Here is an 18,001-nt window from a genome sequence, read left to right as displayed (position 1 = left end):
CGTGCCTGATCAGCCGTATGAGCGGTGAAAGAAAGGTCATTACCATTTGAAATGAAGGCAGGGGCGGACTTATGGTCAAAAAAATTTGCGTCGTGGGGCTGGGTTATATCGGACTGCCGACAGCCAGTCTGCTTGCGATTAAAGGCTTTGAAGTGCATGGCGTGGACACGAACCGTCATGCGGTCGAGCTGATTAACCAGGGCGAGGTTCATATTGTGGAACCGGATTTGGACATTATGGTCAAGGCGGCCGTCCAGAGCGGACAGCTGCATGTCTCGGAAGAACCGGAGGAGGCCGATGTATTTATTCTGGCTGTTCCAACTCCTTTCGAGGAGAACCAGAAGCCGGATTTGTCTTACGTCAGACAGGCGGCTGCTTCCGTGGCTCCTTTCCTCCGGCCGGGCAACATCGTTATCCTGGAATCTACGAGTCCGGTGGGGACGACCGAGATGGTTGCGCGCTCGATTTTGGACGCCCGGACGGACCTGACCGTGTCCGGATCACCGCAGCAGGCCGCCCGGCGGATCTATGTCGCCCATTGCCCCGAGAGGGTGATGCCCGGGCAAATCCTCCGCGAGCTCGTGGAAAACGACCGGATTATCGGGGGGATCGATATCGAGTCCACCCAGCGAACCGTGGCCTTTTACAAGCAGTTCGTCAGCGGGAAAATCCTGGAAACCAACGCCAAAACGGCGGAGATGGCCAAGCTGACCGAAAATTCCTTCCGCGATGTCAACATCGCTTTTGCGAACGAGCTGTCTCTCATCTGTGACCAGCTGGATATCAACGTGTGGGAATTGATCCGGCTGGCAAACCACCATCCCAGGGTAAACATTCTTCAGCCGGGACCGGGCGTGGGAGGACACTGCATCGCGGTCGATCCATGGTTTCTCGTCCATGCGGCGCCGGAACAGGCCAAGCTGATTCATACCGCCAGAATCGTTAACGACTATAAGCCCGGATACGTGGTGAATAAGGTGACGGAGCGGGCCAAACGGTTGAAGTCGCCCGTCATTGCCTGCCTGGGACTTTCTTTTAAGGCGAACATCGACGACTTGAGAGAAAGCCCGGCGCTTGCAATCGTGGAGCATTTGGCGAAGGCCCGGATCGGGGACATTTATGCTGTGGAGCCGCATATCCAGCTTCTGCCGGCCTCGCTTGCGGAAGCCGGGGTTCAGCTGCTTGAAACGGTGGAGGCGGTCCGCAAGGCGGATATCGTGCTGCTGCTCGTGAATCACGACGCTTTCTCCCATATGGACCGCAACCTGCTTCAGGAAAAAATCGTGATCGATACAAGGGGCTTCTTCAGCGAATCGCCCCGGGAACGGGTCGGTGTGCATTGATGTCCACGCTGATGATGAAAGTGAAAAAGCTGCGCAGGATGCCGCTGCATGCGGCGGCGGCCAAGGTCGCGGAAAAAGCGCTTGATGAAACGCGCACCGCCTATCTCAGCATCCGGCACAGGCTGGCTCCGGCCGTGCTGAAGCCGAGCCTGTTCAGCGGATTCCGAAGCCGCGGCCGCTTCCTGTTCGATCCGCAGGATAAGGAGCGGTATGCAGAATTGCTGCGCAAAGGGGGCGCCGATACAGAGATTATCCGGCAGGCGGACCGGATTTGCGTCCACGAGTTCGATCTGCTGGGATCGGGTCCCGTGACCCTTGGAGAGCGGCTTCCTTGGCATGAAGACTTCAAGACTGGATTCCGCTGGGAGCCCCGGTATTATAAACGAATCCGAACGGTCGATCTATCGAACCGGGCTGACGTGAAGGTTCCCTGGGAGCTTTCGCGTTTTCAGCATGTCTTTACGCTGGGGAAAGCTTATTGGCTGACAGGCAGAGAGGCGTATGCGCTAGAATTTCAAGCCCAGCTGGATGACTGGATCCAGGAGAATCCACCCGAAATGTCGGTAAACTGGACCTGCGCGATGGATGTGGCGATTCGTGCTGTCAACTGGATTGCGGGCATCTATTTTTTCCGGGACAGCCCTTCGCTGTCCGAAGCGTTCTGGGACCGGCTTCATGCGTCGCTGTACAGGCACGGCGGTTTTATTATGGATAATTTGGAAAACACGGGCGAGCATACCGGAAACCACTATTTGTCCAATCTCGCCGGACTGATCGGATTGGGCCTTTATTTTGGGGATATAGAGGTGCGCGGCAAAGGAATAAGCGGCTCAAGCCCCAAGGAGTGGCTCGCTTACGGCATCCGGGAAACCGAGCGGGAAATGTTCGTGCAGGTGAACGCGGACGGATCGAACTATGAGGCTTCCACTTCCTATCACAGGCTCGTCGCCGAGCTGTTTATCCTGTCTTCGGTCTGGTGCCGCAGCAACGGGATTGAATTCACGCCGGATTACATGAAGCGGCTCGAGAAGATGTACGAGTTCATGTTGGACCTCATGAAGCAGGATGGGCGAACGCCGGTCGTCGGCGACGCGGACGACGGACGCGTGATGATCGCGTCCGGTTACGGCCGGTGGGCGCCGGCGGATTGCCGCCATATGCTGGCCGTCGCCGGCGAGCTGTTTGACCGCGACGATTTCCGCAGGGCCGGACGACTGCACCGTGAGGAAGCGATGTGGATTGCCGGGCTGCCCACGCTCCGGCCTTATGCAGCGCCTGAAAGAGCGCCCTCTAGCCGGCCTAGCGCAGCGTATCCGGACGGCGGGTATTATGTGCTGCGCAGCAGCCTGGCGTACTGCCTGGTGCGCTGCGGGGAGCTGTCTTTCCGCGGCCATGGGGCCCACAGCCATAACGACCAGCTGAGCTTTGAGCTTCAGGTGTCCGGCCAGGACATCTTTGTCGATCCGGGTGCTTATATTTACTCCGCCGATTACCGGCTGCGCAACCTGTTCCGCAGTACGGGCATGCATAACACCGTTCAAGTGGGCGGGCATGAGCAAAACGATTTTGATGAACACGAGCTGTTTCTGATGCGGGAGCAGACATTCGCGCGCTGTGATGCGTTCAGGGAAGGCTTTTTCGCAGGCAGTCATTCAGGTTATGTCGGCAAGTGCGGCGTCATCCATCGGCGCGTGTTTGATTTTCATGAGGGGGAACTGACGCTGTCCGACCGTCTGGATCCGGTGTCACCAGGAGCGGAAGAGATCCGGGAATTTACGGCTTCATTCATGCTGGCACCGGGTGCCGCTGCAGCCCAAACGGATGGCATCGTCCTCATACGCCAAGCCGGAGTAACGATACATATGAGTTTTGAGGGGGCGTCCGCCATCCAGCTGGAAGATTCCTGGGTTTCGGAACGATATGGCGTGCGGCGCGCAAGCCGGTTAATCCGGGTTCGAAGCAGTCATCCGGAAGGGCTTAGCACCCGCATCCGTTGGAAATAAAATCGCAGCAGATGCACATGTTGACTTCGTAATCAAACGCAGCAGCTCAAGTGAACGAGGTGATCCTTCCATGAAAATTGTATTCATCGGTCCGCTTCCGCCTCCGCGCGGCGGCGTATCCGTCCATCTCAGCCGTCTGTCCGCCGTCATGGAGCAGCAGGGCATCGATTATGAGATATATAACGAAGCCAAAGGCGCGGCCCGCAGCCCGCACGTCCATCCTTTGAACCGATACCGGCGGTTTCTATTCAAGATCCCTTTTCTGAAGGGGGACATTCTTCATTTCCATACGATCGACCCACGGCTACGCAGTCTGCTTGGGCTGTATAAGCGGCTTGGCCAAAAAATCATCCTCACGGTTCACGGCGTCAATCTGGAGGATCAGATCCGGCATGCCGGTCCGCTGAGGCGGCGGATTCTTCTGCGCAGCCTGAAAAGCATCGACCTGATCATATGCGTCAATGAGGACACGACCCGGTTCTTGCGCGAACTGGGATTTCGTCATGACCGGGTCGTAACGATCCCGGCATATATTCACCCGCCGGAACGAGCAGAGGAGGCCAGGGCCATCCCTGCCGAGGTGTACACGTTTTTGGAAGAAGCGGATTTTGCGATTTGTGCGAACGGCTATGTGCGGTTTTACCGCGGTGAGGATTTGTACGGCTTCGATTTGTTGATCCAACTGATGAAGGAACTGCGCGGACGCGGCAGGCGGATCCGGCTGCTGATTGCGGTCATGGGAGTTTCCGCACAAACCGGGGAGGAACGAAGCCACTACATGAGGCTTGGGCGGGAGCTCGACGCGCACGGCCTCAGCGGCGATGTCATGTTCTATGAAGTGGACGATACGGAGTTCTATCCGATTCTGAAGAAGAGCCACTTATTCATCCGGCCGACGAACACGGACGGTTACGGCATGTCCATTGCGGAGTCGCTGCACGGTCGCATTCCTTGCGCGGCGAGCGACGTATGCAGGCGGCCGGAGGGGACAGTCGTGTTCCGCTCCCGGGACTTGCCGGACCTTACCGCCAAAGTAAGCGACATCATGGACCGCTATCCGCATTACAAGGATCAGCTGCAGAACCTTCAAGTCGGGGACTACGCGGCGGAGCTCATCCAGGTGTATTCCAGCATCGCAGGAAAGGAATCGCCGAGTGGCAAGCCGGCTGTGGAGGTCTATGGAAAATAAAAAAATTCTCTCCAACGGCGTCGCCTATTTCTGCTCCTCTCTGATGACCCAAATGGTGAACCTGATCCTCATCCCGCTGTACACCCGCAACTTAAGCCAGCAGCAGTACGGACAATATGACATCATTCTCAGCATTCAGCAGCTGCTGGCGCTCGGGATTACGCTGGGCGTATATTCGGGTATGGTCCGGTTTTACCATGAATACGACAACAAGCTGGAGCTGAGAAATACGGCGGTGAATTTTTCCCTGCTGTGGGGGCTGGCATTTATCCTCGTGACATGGGCCGTAAATCCCTGGATCTATCCCCATGTGTTCGTTCAGCTCTCGGACTCCACCCATCTGTTTATTCCCTATGTCGTGATGAGCTCGGTGCTGGCCTGTCATAACTTGATCTATACCAGCTACTACACGATGCAGTTTAAGGCGCTGCTCGCCAGCAGCATCCAAATCGCAACTGTGGTGTTCACGCTGGTCTACGCGCTGTACTTTTTTCTGGTGCTGAAGATGGGGGTTCTCGGTATTTTGCAGGCCCAGCTCTTCGGCCACTTGACGGTATTCGTCCTGCTTTTTCTCATTCATATCCGGCAGTACCGTTTCAGGCTGAGTATCCGGAAGCTGCGGATGATGCTCGGCTACGGCACGGGTTTGATGATCGGCGACGTCTCCGCATGGGTTCTGTCCCTCAGCGACCGATTTCTGATCAAGGGCTTTCTGAACCTGTCTTCGGTAGCGGTGTATTCCATCGGTTACAAAATCGGCATGCTGATCAATCCGGTGTTCATCAACCCGTTCATGTCCGTATTCACGCCGTTCAAATACGCCATGTACAAGGAAACGGCCGGACCGGAGCAGATCCGTAAAATGTTCAGGCTGTACAACTTCGTAGGCTGGCTGTGCGTGCTCGGGCTCTCGCTGTTTGCCAACATTGCCACGCAGCTGGTCGCCACCGAGGCATACCGGGATGCGAACTACATTATCCCGATCGTGGCGATTTCTTATTTTTTGGCGGGTGCGGCGGATTTCTATGCGCTGGGGCTCCATATCGCCAGAAAAATGAAGCTGTACTCGATCATTATCATTACAGCCGCCCTGATCAACGTCGGCTGCAACCTGGCGCTTATTCCGCTTCTTGGGCTGTACGGATCGGCCATATCCACCGTGATCGCTTATATGGCCTCGAATTATTTGTTTTACCGGTTTGGCACCAAGTATTATTCGATTGGGCTCGGCCTGCTGTTTCCGTACAAGTACTTGTCCGTTACCCTGCCGATTTACGGCATTTATTTCGTCTTGATGCAGGTCATCCATTCCGTGCTGCTGGAGATTCTGTTTAATGGAATTCTCTGCTGCGGGTTCGTTTATTTATGCCTGCTGTGCAAGCTGGTGACCCGGGCGGAGCTGGGCGGGATGATCCGGCAGGTGCTCAAGCAGAAGTCCAATATGTCCATGAAAGGAGTCCAATCCGAGCTATGAATACCCGAATTGTGACCGATATGGAGGGGTTTCAAAGCCTTCAGGAAGACTGGGAGCGGTTGGAGCTTCAGGATCCGGATGCGACCTATTACAGTACGTTTCAGTTCAATTATTTTTGGTGGAAAACCCACTCCAAGGACCCGGGCAAACGGCTTTTTATCGTGTGCTGCCTCCTGGACAACAGGGTTGTGGGGATCGCACCGCTCATGATCCGCCGTGACCGGAGCAAGCTGTTCAGCTGCAGCACGCTTTGCTTTATCGGTCAGGGGGATTATTTCACCTTTTTGCTCGAAAGGGGGAGCGGAAGCGAGATCAAAATTCTGAAGGAGCTGTTCGGCGCTTTTCACGCCCATGACAGCCTCTGGGACAAATTCGAGCTGACCCATCTGACGCAGGAATCGCAGCTGCTCCACTACCTGCTTCGCCATGAGCAGTATAACGAACATGTGCAGTACCTCACTTCCTGTCCGGTGATCCCGATCAGGGAGCATGAAACCTACGAGCGGCTGAGCCAAACAAAGGATTTTATCAAAATGAAAAAGACGCGGGATAAGCTCCGCAAACAGGTGAACTACCGGTTCAAGGTCGTCACCGGTGAGCAGAACGCGGAAATCTACGACCGGGTAGCCCGGGTTCACCGGCTGCTGAAGGAGTACCTGCAGACCGAAAAAGGCAGGACCGAAAGGCGGAGCCTGTTTGAAAACGAGTACACGGACGAGTTTCTCAGGCGTCTTTTCCGCAATAACGAGCAGGTGGTCGTCTTTATGCTTGAGGATGAAAGCGGGGAGATCATCAACTACAGCATTTGCTATCTTTACAAGGATGTTCTGTACGATTGGAATTCGGGTTACGCCCCCGAATATTCGACTTTCCACGGCCTAGCCAACGTGCTCATGATCGAAACGCTGGAGCATTTGTTCAAGGAGAAGCTCGGCAAGCGGCTCGACTGCGGGGCGGGCAGCTATGCCTGGAAGTTTAAATGGACCAGCCGGTTCAACGTAAATTATACGTTCAAGATGTGGAATCTGCTGAAAGCCAGGGGCCGGTTGTACCGGTTTTTGTCCGGATTCAAAACGATGCTTCAGACCGCCTTCATTATGACCGGAATGATCGAAATCATGCTGTAATGTCTATCGGCAGCCAAGCTGACTCAAGGATAAAGGAGTTTAACTGGAACCATGAGTATAAAAATTGTTACCGATACCGATGGATTCCTTAGCATTCAAGAGGATTGGGAGCGCTTGCAGGAGCTGGACGACGAATTGACCTACTACAGCACCTTTCAATATAACTACGCATGGTGGCTGACCTTTGGAGAGGACCGGAACAACAAGCTGTTCATTATTTGCTGCAGCCGGGACAACGAAATGGTCGGCATCGCTCCGCTTGTCATCCGTACGGTGGATAAAAAAATTGTGAAATGCCATGTGCTCGGCTTTATGGGGAAGGGCGATTATTTCAATTTCATCCTCCATTCCCAGAAGGGCAGTCCGGTTGCGATTATCAAGGAAATTTTCAAAGCCATCGAGGACCATTCCGACCTGTGGGACAAAATCGAATTGACGCACCTTGCAACCGACACGTCGCTGCTTCACTTTTTACTGCGCCATGACAGGTACAATCCGAGCATCAAGTACCTCACCTCCTGTCCGAGCATCCGGATCGGCGGATGGGATACCGCAGCCGGGTGGGATACGAGCGGAATCAATGTCAAGGCGAAAAAGAAGCTGAGAAAGCTCCAGCAGGAGACCGATTATCAGTTCAAAATGGTGGACTGCCGGCAAAGCGGTGATATTTATGACCGGATCTCCAATGTTCACAAGCAGGAGAAGGCATATCTGCACGAGCAGAGGGGAAGGATCGACCGCAGAAGCCTGTTTGAAGACCAAAAGAATGAGGAGTTTTACAAGCGGGTATTTATGAACAACGACCAGGTCATTGCGTCCTTCCTCGAGCTTAAGGATTCGAACGTGATGATCGCCTACCAGCTGTTTTTTCTGCACAGGGGAAAGCTGTACGGCTGGAATACCGGGTATTCCCCCGATTATGCGAAATACGGCGTCTTTGATGTGCTGATGCTGGAAACGATACGCCGGCTGATCGAGCAGGGGCAGGTGACGGACATCGATCTGGGCGCCGGTTCGTACCCGTGGAAGTTCCGGTGGACCAATCAATTTACCGTCATGTATTCGCTGCAAATGTGGAACAATGACCGCCTTCACACGAGGCTGTACCGAATGCTGGTAAAGGGGAAGGGAATCTTGAAGTACCTGAACCGGAAAACCGCTGTGCATTCCTGATGCAGCAGGGTGAAGGAAAGGGATAAGGGGAAAATCGTCATGCACTTGGAGAAATGCAAATGGTTTAACGGCGCCGATTCGCCTGTTTTCTTTATGATCGATGATCTGGCCAATACGTGGGTGGACGTCAACCATAACGGAATTCCCGATCTGGAGGAGGATTGGGGATACTGCAAAAATGGAGAAAACTCATCCTTCCGGTACTTGAATGAGCAAATCCTGCGGCATTTTCCGCAGGTCAAGGTCACCTTCTTTGTTCCGGTAGGGGTCCGGGCCGGTATGTCCGATCATCCGGTGTGCAGGCAAACCTCACGCCCGATCAACGCCGACGAGGAGAGCAGGGCTTTCTTCCGCGGCATTCACCGGCACCCGGGCTATGAACTCGCCTATCATGGTACGACCCATGGCCGGACGGGACCAAATCCGGAGGATTTTGTACAGGAATGGGAGCTGTTCGAAAGCGCCGAAGAAGCATTGGAACGTACCTTGGAAGGGATATCGGTCTATGCCGATGCCGTCGGCGAAAGGCCGAAAGGCGGCAAATACTGCGGGTACGCCGGCAACGATTGCTCGGATGAAAGCATTGATCGGGCGGGGTTCATTTGGTGGTGCAGATACTGGAACCGGGGGGCGGGAGACCCTGCGATGAAACGGATCAGCGGCGGGGATCCAGATCCGCTCACCAACTACGATATTAAACGCTTTGGCGTAGGCGGCGTCATCGACATTCCCTCGACGGTGGACGGAGGGCTGCTGAATGGGATTTACCGGCCGGAAGCTTCCTTGAAGGGGATGGCCAAACGGTTCTTAAAGACACCGCTTCGCCGCTGGAAGCTCCGTGAGCTGGATTATTTGCTGGAGAACAGGCTGGTCATCGGGATTCAGGAGCATATTTCCCCCGCGCGCGACGACGGGAAGAGGCAGTCCCCCAACATTTTTGACGACTGCGGCAGCCTGCAGGCGATCTTTCGTTATTTGGAGGGGAAAAACGTATGGTACTGCACCGGGTCGGAGCTTGCCGATTACGTGAACCTCCGGGATCACGTGCAGGTCGTGACTTATCCAGGTGAGGAAAGGATGTTTACCCTCGAACACGAATCCAGATACGGAAACGGCGGCATTCTCTCGCTGAAGCTGGACCCGTCCAATCCTGCAAGCATCCTGCTGCCCGACGGCACGGCAGTCCGGGTAACAGCCGGGATTGCGAACCTACCGGTCATGAAAGGGGAATATTTCATTCGGGAAGGTGAAATCAGATGAAGCAGACGATGATCGTCATCTCGGATTATATCGAAGGCGCGCCGGTGGTCGCATCGGTCCGGTATGCCGGATTGATGAAGCATTTTATGGAACAATACCGCCTGATCGTCGTGAACGACCGGAAATGCGGTCCGGCGCCGAGCCGGTTTGCCGCTGTCAATTACAAATACGATACGCCCAGCAGTACCTTTACGCAGACGATGGTTGGCGGGGAGCCTTCCGGCCGGGGAATCAAGCAGCTTATTGAAGGTGCGCTCAGAAACAAATGGACGATCACGGCATGGAGGAACTATAAATACAGCTCCTATGCTTTCAGGCGCATGAACATCCGCCTCTTCCGCGAGCTGGACGCATGCCTGGAGCAGAACGAGGTATCAGCCGTATTTTTGACGATACCGGATGTGTACGGACTGTACATCATTGACCACATCAAACGCAAAGCGCCGGGCATTCCGGTAGTGATCGAGATCAGGGACATCATCAACCATAACATCGGGGAGGGTCAGCCCCGTCAGGCCTACCGCAGTGCGGAAAGGATGATCCCCCGGCTGGCCGACGCAATTGTGGCCGTGTCCCAGGGGATCCGGCAGCATTATGAACTTGAGCAGGAACGGCCGTCTATACGGCTGATCCGCAACGGATACGACGAGGAACCGTTCCAAAACTGCGTATATCAACGTATTTCCGACAATGTTCGCGAGCTGACCATGGCTCATATTGGCTCCATCTATAAAGGACGTAATATACATGCATTGATCGAGGGGCTGCAGCTGTTTCACGAGAGGACCGGCATACGGATCAAGCTGAAAGTTGCGGGGCTGCTTGACCAGCAGGCGGCCAGGGATTTATCCAATGTGAACATGACAGGTGACGGGGTTACGGTGGAGATCGTAGGAAGCGTCAGGCATGAGGCGGCGGCGTCTCTGCTGAAAGAAGCGGACGTAGCGGTCATTCTTACGCATACCAAGGGCAGCGATTATGCCATCCCGGGCAAAACCTTTGAATATATCGGGGCGTGCAAACCGATCCTGGCCGTTACATCCGACCGGGAGCTGGTGGAATTGGTCCACGGCCGGTACGGCATCTGCGCGGGCCATCACCGGGACTCCGTGGCCGATGGTTTGGCGGACTTGATCGCCAAGGAGTTCGATTTCTCCGGCCGGTTAGCCTTTTCCCGTACGAACCAGGCGGAGCAGCTTCTGGCCATGATCGGGGAGCACATTCGTGGAGCGACGCAAAAAAGAGTAAAGAGGGTATAAAATGGCGCTGATTTTATCGTGTTCCTACGTGCTGCATGAACTGCTGTCCGCCAATTTGGACCTGTTGTACTTTCTCAGCCTTGTCCTGATTTTCGCGGATATCTATAAAAACAAACGGCTGACGGTCAAAGCACTGGGTTACATCTACCTTGTCGTCCTGTATGCGCTGCTGCAGATCGTGCTGAACGACCAGATCGAGATTCCAAGACTGGTGATTAACGTCGCGAAAATCTTTCTGAACGTCTTTTTATTCATACAAATCAAGGAATCGAACATTCCATTACCGGTATGGAGAAAAATGGCCGTCTATTCCTCCCTGCTTCATGTATTCCTTCTTGCCGTCAGCCTGGCGTTTAAAACGGAATGGCTGTGGAGATTGGATGAAACGGTCAATATTTATCAAAAAACGAGGCTGTCGCTCCTGTACTTCGAACCGAGCGAAGCCTCTTTTCATGCCGCCTTGCTGGTCCTGCTGCTCGTTTTCTTTGCCCTGCGGGAGAAATCAGGGTCCAGGAATCTTCTCCACTTTGCGCTGATCGGCGCGAATCTGGTCATCGTGGTGCTTTCGGCCGGCATGGGAGGCATGTTCAGCCTGTCGCTGGCCTGTGTCGTGATGTACTTATTTTATTTGAAGGAAAACCTCAGCACGGTCCGGGTGCTCGGGCTGATTGCCCTGATCTTTCTGGCGGTTCTTAGTGTGCTGACGGTCGTGAACAGCAATAACAGCTTCTATCTCCGCTTTAACGATATCGTGAACGGAAATGACGGGTCGGTCGTCTACCGGTTTAACGTCAGCTATCGCGTCATGAAACAGATGCTGATGGACACTCATTATTTCGGCATCGGTTTCGGCAACCTGAACACGGACACGATCCATAACGCCTATGCCGGCTTCGGGCTGGTGGATGTCATCTCCAACTCCTTCATGTACTCCATGGCCGAGGGTGGATGGCTGATGCTCCTTCTCCTCGCAGTCTTCTTCCTGTCATTGATCCTTCCGGTTCGTCCGGAAGAAAAAATATTGAAATACGCGCTTCTCTTCTTTATTGTCAGCTACCAAATCGCCGGCGGATATTTTACGAACCCGGTCAATTGGATTGTGTATGGCATCATAGCCAATCCCTATTTGCTTCGGCACAGCCGCAGCCCAAATCCTGTTCCCGCTGAGAATCTGCCCGCCGCAGGCGTTCAGAGCACGGGGACCTTGGAGTTGAAGTCATGAAACTGCTGCATGTCACCCTCGGATTGCCCCCATACCGAACAGGCGGACTGACGAAATACAGCGTCGATCTCATGCTGTCCCAGCTGCAGCAGGGGCATGAAGTCAGCTTGCTGTATCCGGGGCGTTATACTTGGTCCGGAAAAATGAAAACAAAGCCAAACCCTCCGTATGAGGGCATCAGCGTATACGAGATCCTCAATCCGCTTCCGGTTCCCCTTCTGGGAGGGATCGGCCGCCCACCCGCATTCTCCCGAGCCGGGGATCCGGAGGTATTCCTTGAGCTGCTCCGGGAAGTACAGCCGGATCTGATCCATTTTCACACTTTGATGGGAATCCATAAAGAACTCTTGGAGGCGGCCAAAGCGCTGGGAATCCGGACGGTATATACGTCGCACGATTACTTCGGCATCTGCCCCAAGGTTAACCTCCTGAATGCGGCAGGAGACCACTGCGACGATTTTGACCAGGGAAAGAGCTGCATTTCCTGCAACCAGCATGCGTATTCGCCGCACATGATCTACATGATGCAGTCCTACAGCTACAGGCGCTTGAAAAACAGCCGGATTTTGCAAAAGGCCCGCAGGGCCGTGAAAAAACGAACTTCAAGCACTTCCAGCACTTCCAGCCATATGCCTAGGAAAGCGGGGGATTCCAAGCCTATGATTCATCCGGAACGAGCCAACGAATACAAAGAGCTCAGAAGCTATTACTTGGAAATGTATCAAATGATCGACGAATTTCATTTCAACAGCCAGGTGGCCAAGGAGATTTTTACGGCTTACCTGAACGTGAAAGGAAAAGTCCTGTCCATCCGCCACCGGCATATGGCCGACCGGAGAGTCTTAAAATCATTTCCTTCCGCGGATAAACCCCTGCGCATCGCTTATTTGGGTCCGGTTGACCGCTATAAAGGATTTTTCCTGCTGCAGGAGGCGCTGGATCAACTGCCGGATACCCACTCAGGCCATTGGCATCTTCACGTTTACGGAAATGACGGCATTCCGGCATCGGCACCAACTGCCGAACACTGCACCTTTCATGGCCGCTACGAACCGGATGAGCTTGCCGGTATTTTCGCGGAAACCGATCTGCTGATCGTCCCCAGCATATGGAAGGAAACGTTCGGTTTCGTCGGGCTGGAAGGGCTGTCGCACGGGGTACCGGTGCTGGTCTCCAGACAGGCGGGCGTGAAGGATATGATCGCAGACGGAGTCAACGGATGGATTTTTGAGCCTGATCCCGCGGATCTGGCGCACCGTCTTTCACACCTGCTGGCAAATCGGCATTTGCTGGCCGCGGCGAACCGCAGCATCGTGAACAGCGAACTGGACTTGTCCATGCAGCGTCATGCCCAGGATATCTATGAATGGTATCTTCAAATCGGAGAAGAGGTCGTGGTCAAATGAAGCACGTGTTTATCGTTGGCTCGAAAGGAATACCGGCGAAGTACGGCGGGTTTGAGACCTTCGTCGACCAGCTGACCGGAAGAAAGACCGACGGGGATACAACGTATCATGTCGCCTGCCTGTCCGACCGCAAAGCAGAGGAATTTATGTATCAGGATGCGCGCTGCTTTCCGGTGCACACACCGAAGATGGGGAGCGCAAGGGCGGTCGTCTACGATGTGCTCAGCCTGCTGGAGTGCCTGAAATATATCAAAACCCATCGGCTTGAGAACAGCATCGTTTATGTATTGGCCTGCCGGATCGGCCCTGTTTTTTATATTCTAAAAAGGCAGCTCGAAAAGCTGGGGGTTGCAGTGTTCGTCAATCCTGACGGTCATGAATGGAAACGGGGAAAATGGAGCGCACCCGTCAAACGCTACTGGAAGTGGTCCGAGCGGCTGATGGTAAAGCACGCGGACCTTCTCGTTTGCGATTCCCGCGGGATCGAGCAGTACATTCATGACATGTACGCCCGGTATGAGCCGAATACCACCTTTATCGCCTACGGGGCGGACGTGACGCCGTCGCCGCTGGACGATGAGGATCATCGGTTTACGGATTGGATGGACCGGTTCGGATTGTCCAAATACGGATATTATTTGGTCATCGGCCGCTTCGTTCCGGAGAACAACTATGAATTGATAATCCGCGAGTTTATGATGTCGGGCACCGCCAAGGACCTGGTCATTGTAACGGGGGCACAGCAGCAGCCGTTTTATGACGAGCTGCGGCTAAGAACGGGTTTCGATTCGGATCCGCGGATCAAATTTGTAGGAACTGTCTACGAGCAGCCGCTTTTGAAGAAAATCCGGGAGCAGGCATACGGATACTGCCATGGTCATGAAGTGGGCGGAACGAACCCGTCCCTGTTGGAATCGCTGGCATCGACGAGGCTGAACCTTTTGTTTGACGTCGTATTCAACCGGGAAGTCGGCGGGGAGAGCTGTCACTATTTTTCGAATGAATCCGGCGCCTTGAGCAGGCTGATTGATGAGGCTGAATCGTGGAGTCACGAAGAGCTGGAGGAGCTTGGGGAACGGGCGAAGCACCGGATCCGGAACTTATATTCGTGGGATCATATCGTGCAATCCTACGAAACGCTGTTTCAAGGGAACGATTATGTGCGGGCGAAGCAGGCGGGCGGAAGCCGGCTGGCGCGCACCAAAGGGACGACAACACCTTTGTGAAGTAAACGGGGCCCATTCGTCAGGGTACAGCACTTGGCTAAATGGAACCTGCTGCAGGTAAAATAGGCAAGCGGCCCTAGGGAAATGTCCAAAGCTAAGCAAGTCTGCCCCGAATACAATAGCATTGGACTTGACATTCGTTGATGGGGAGGTTTTGCCTATGGGTCGTCTTTTCGATAGGCATCGGCATAAGAAGGGGATAGGGCAGGGGGGAAACAGGGGCCGCGCCAAGCCGGGGAAGAAAATTGCTTCCATATCGGCGGCTGAAGCGACCGGCGGGAATCTTCCGCTGAACTCGGTGGGGACGTCCAATCTGGTGGATGGGGCCGTGGTGACGACCAAAATCGCCGAACATTCGGTCACTGCCGACAAGCTCGGTTTAACCTGGTTGAGCGTCCCTGCCGCTGCAGGCTTCGCTGATGCCCTGAGCCGGTTGAAAGCCCAAGGGGGTGGCGTGCTCGTAGTCCCCCCGGGAGATTATCCGATCCCGGCCGATACGGTGGTGGACCCCAGCATTACCCTTCGCTTGATGAACGGGGCCCGGCTGAACATCGCACAAGGAAAAGTGCTGACCATTAACGGCGGCGTGGAGGCCGGATTGTACCCCATCTTTACAGGTTCAGGCATCGTGAAAGGGGCGCTGGCCGAATATTATCCGCAGTGGTTCGGGGCGGCTGCCGACGGGAACGCGGACGATTCAGCCGGCATTCAGGCCGCCGTCAACGCAGCGGACGGTTCGGGGGCGACCGTGGTACTCCCTGCAGGAACGTACAAGGTCAATGAAATCAAGCTTCAGAACCATATGATGCTGAGAGGAGAGAAGGGCGCTGTTCTGGAGCCGTATACTGCAGGTCAGGATGCAAAACTGACGGCTTCTGGCGTAACCGATTTCGAGGTGGCCGATCTTGAGGGTCGCATCAGCTTGAACATCCTATCCAGTTCGGATTTCGTCATCCGGAACCTCCGGGTTCGTCAAAATGTGGAGGGATGGCATATCTACCAGTCCGAAGACGGACAGCTTATGGATAACCGCATCGTGGAGTCCGCCAATAAGGACGAACGATTCATATACCTTAACGATTGTACCCGTATGCTCGTTCAGGGCAACCAGATCCGAAATCAGACCTTGTTCAACGGCGCAGATCCGAACAGCAATACGGGAATCAATATTTCCTCCTCCAGCTACTGCCAAATCGTCAATAACTATGTGGAAAACTGCGGCGGTCAGGGCATCTGCTTCGACACCAATACAGGGATTGCGGACGCTGAGTCCCGGGCCTGCTTCAGCAACATTGCCGCAGGCAATATCGTGATCGGAAACGGGCAGGAAGGGATTACGGCGTTTGCTTCCAAACAATACGAAACCTATGATATAACGGTCGTAAACAATATTTGTATCAATAACCGGTATAACGGGATCGAATTTTGGGGCGTCAGGCAGGGTGTGATCGAGGGGAACAGCATCAGCGCGCCCGCGATGAAGGAGTACAGCTTCGGGGCGATCAACATTTTCGCGACGAAGGACGTCATCATCGACGGCAATTCGATCGAGAATGTGCCTACCTCCGGGATTGCACTGGTCAACGGACCGAAATATGCGGAGTCCCGGTGCCAGAATATCATCATCACGAGCAACCGGATCTTGAACTGGAACAACCTTGACCTGAGCCCCGCGACCAATCATGACCAGATCTGCGGGATTAATTTGTTCAATGCCGACTGCTGCCTGATTCAAGGGAATCTGCTGATGGACACGAGACCCGGCCGAAAAAATATCGTAAAAGCCATTTCTGTAGTGGAAGGCCGCCATCTGATCCGGGGCAATATCAATCCCCAAAATTTATTGATTGACGACCATGTGGAAGCCGATTTGGCCTGGGCCGGGCACCAAATTGCCGAACGGACCCCTTTCGTACGGTTTTCGTCCTTGCCGGGCGACGTCAATAACGGTGTCATGACAGGGGTGGACCCCGGAACTGTATGGTATAACCACAGTAAGCGGGCATTGTTTTATAAAGGATACGATAAAACGATGCTGACCCCGCTGGTTGTGGATGAGAAGAGCACCTCCGGGTTCCCGTCCGGAGACTATGCACCGGGATTTTTCAGCTATCAGACCCAAACGGGAAGGCTGTTCTACCGCGGTAAACCGAATAATTCCAACGGTAAGTACGCGGAGGTTGTGCTGAAGGATAAGTTCATCAATTTGAAAAGAAGCACCGAAGTGTCGAAAACCCCGGTCGAAGGCGACACGTACTACGATACCGTTCGGAAAAAGCCGGTCTATTATGACGGCGCAAATTGGAGAGATTTCAGCGGTAACATCGTTAGTGTGAACCCATAATCAAGGGATGTCCTGTGGTGTGCAGATCATATGATGGTAGAGAGAGGGGTTGTTCGCAAGTGAAAGGCATCATTTTGGCAGGGGGCAGCGGCACCAGGCTGTATCCGCTCACCAGAATCATTTCCAAGCAGCTGCTGCCGATTTATGACAAACCGATGATATATTACCCGTTGTCCGTTCTTATGCTTGCGGGAATCCGGGATATTCTGATCATATCGACGCCGCAGGACACTCCCCGGTTTGAAGAGCTGTTCGGCACAGGTGAGCAGCTCGGAATCCGGCTGTCTTATGCGGTGCAGGAACATCCGAACGGGCTTGCGGAGTCGTTCATCATCGGCGAGGAATTCATCGGCGGGGACAGCGTGGCTTTGATTCTGGGAGATAATTTGTTCCACGGCCATGGACTGACGGAAATGCTGCAGACGGCGGTTCAGCGCGAGCAGGGTGCCACGATCTTCGGCTACCATGTACAGGATCCCGGCCGATTCGGCGTGGTGGAGTTCGATGCAGACGGGCGGGCCGTTTCCATTCAAGAGAAGCCGGCAGAGCCGAGGTCCAATTACGCGGTAACCGGACTGTACTTTTATGACCGGAACGTTGTGGATTACGCCAAGCAAATCGTACCTTCGGACAGGGGAGAGCTGGAAATTACCGATATTAACCGGATGTATCTGGAGCGTGGACAGCTGCGTGTGGAAATATTGGGCCGCGGGTTTTCGTGGTTTGATTCGGGAACGCATGAGTCGCTGCTGGAGGCTTCCCAATATATTGAGACGATTGAGAAGAGGCAAAGTCTGAAGGTGGCCTGCCTTGAGGAAATTTCCTATTCCAAAGGATACATCAACCGGGAGCAGCTGACTCTGCTTGCCGAGCGGATGAACAAAAATGCATACGGGGCCTATCTCATGCAGCTTGCCGCCGGTAACGTCCAAGCCATCTATCAGTGATGGTTGGGCTGGATACATACCAAAAGCC

13 protein-coding genes are annotated in these 18,001 nt (G+C 54.3%); all 13 read left to right on the top strand.

The features are described from left to right. Positions 1-71: 71 nt before the first annotated feature. The 13 genes from wecC to rfbA all read left to right on the top strand — a co-directional run bounded on the left by wecC (position 72) and on the right by rfbA (position 17,973). Positions 72-1,343: a UDP-N-acetyl-D-mannosamine dehydrogenase gene (gene wecC, locus K2F33_RS29635; protein WP_145022160.1), complete on the top strand. Its 1,272-nt coding sequence runs from the start codon at positions 72-74 to the stop codon at positions 1,341-1,343. Beyond that, positions 1,343-3,346 (top strand): heparinase II/III family protein, encoded by a 2,004-nt coding sequence (locus K2F33_RS29630; protein ID WP_263880319.1) that lies wholly within the window; start codon positions 1,343-1,345, stop codon positions 3,344-3,346. Before wecC ends, K2F33_RS29630 begins: the two co-directional genes overlap by 1 nt. A 70-nt stretch (positions 3,347-3,416) precedes the next feature. Beyond that, entirely contained in the window at positions 3,417-4,535 is a 1,119-nt protein-coding gene (locus K2F33_RS29625; RefSeq protein WP_263880318.1) for a glycosyltransferase, read from the top strand. Then, positions 4,525-6,009, top strand: coding sequence for a lipopolysaccharide biosynthesis protein (locus K2F33_RS29620; protein WP_076168511.1), 1,485 nt, complete (start codon positions 4,525-4,527; stop codon positions 6,007-6,009). Before K2F33_RS29625 ends, K2F33_RS29620 begins: the two co-directional genes overlap by 11 nt. Beyond that, positions 6,006-7,136: a GNAT family N-acetyltransferase gene (locus K2F33_RS29615; protein WP_263880317.1), complete on the top strand. Its 1,131-nt coding sequence runs from the start codon at positions 6,006-6,008 to the stop codon at positions 7,134-7,136. The genes K2F33_RS29620 and K2F33_RS29615 overlap by 4 nt, the downstream gene beginning before the upstream one ends. A 51-nt stretch (positions 7,137-7,187) precedes the next feature. Next, positions 7,188-8,309 (top strand): GNAT family N-acetyltransferase, encoded by a 1,122-nt coding sequence (locus K2F33_RS29610; protein ID WP_076168505.1) that lies wholly within the window; start codon positions 7,188-7,190, stop codon positions 8,307-8,309. A gap of 39 nt (positions 8,310-8,348) precedes the next feature. Beyond that, entirely contained in the window at positions 8,349-9,569 is a 1,221-nt protein-coding gene (locus K2F33_RS29605; protein WP_263880316.1) for a hypothetical protein, read from the top strand. Continuing rightward, positions 9,566-10,828 (top strand): glycosyltransferase family protein, encoded by a 1,263-nt coding sequence (locus K2F33_RS29600; protein ID WP_263880315.1) that lies wholly within the window; start codon positions 9,566-9,568, stop codon positions 10,826-10,828. Before K2F33_RS29605 ends, K2F33_RS29600 begins: the two co-directional genes overlap by 4 nt. Position 10,829: 1 nt before the next feature. Continuing rightward, a complete protein-coding gene (locus K2F33_RS29595) occupies positions 10,830-12,050 on the top strand; it encodes a hypothetical protein (protein ID WP_263880314.1) in 1,221 nt (406 codons plus the stop codon). Next, complete coding sequence (locus tag K2F33_RS29590; RefSeq protein WP_263880313.1) at positions 12,047-13,456, top strand: glycosyltransferase; 1,410 nt, start codon at positions 12,047-12,049, stop codon at positions 13,454-13,456. The genes K2F33_RS29595 and K2F33_RS29590 overlap by 4 nt, the downstream gene beginning before the upstream one ends. Further along, on the top strand, positions 13,453-14,682 hold the full coding sequence (cps2T, locus tag K2F33_RS29585) for a beta 1-4 rhamnosyltransferase Cps2T (RefSeq protein ID WP_263880312.1): 1,230 nt from the start codon (positions 13,453-13,455) through the stop codon (positions 14,680-14,682). The genes K2F33_RS29590 and cps2T overlap by 4 nt, the downstream gene beginning before the upstream one ends. A 160-nt stretch (positions 14,683-14,842) precedes the next feature. Further along, entirely contained in the window at positions 14,843-17,026 is a 2,184-nt protein-coding gene (locus K2F33_RS29580) for a right-handed parallel beta-helix repeat-containing protein (protein WP_263880311.1), read from the top strand. A gap of 59 nt (positions 17,027-17,085) precedes the next feature. Further along, complete coding sequence (rfbA, locus tag K2F33_RS29575) at positions 17,086-17,973, top strand: glucose-1-phosphate thymidylyltransferase RfbA (RefSeq protein ID WP_263880310.1); 888 nt, start codon at positions 17,086-17,088, stop codon at positions 17,971-17,973. The last annotated feature ends 28 nt before the right edge of the window (positions 17,974-18,001 follow it).

It is taken from the genome of Paenibacillus sp. PSB04 (genome assembly GCF_025809195.1).
In the GTDB taxonomy this organism is placed as follows: Bacteria; Bacillota; Bacilli; order Paenibacillales; family Paenibacillaceae; genus Paenibacillus_AQ; species Paenibacillus_AQ favisporus.
The sequence above is the reverse complement of the archived record's forward strand: the minus strand, read 5'-3'. Positions and strand labels throughout refer to the sequence as shown.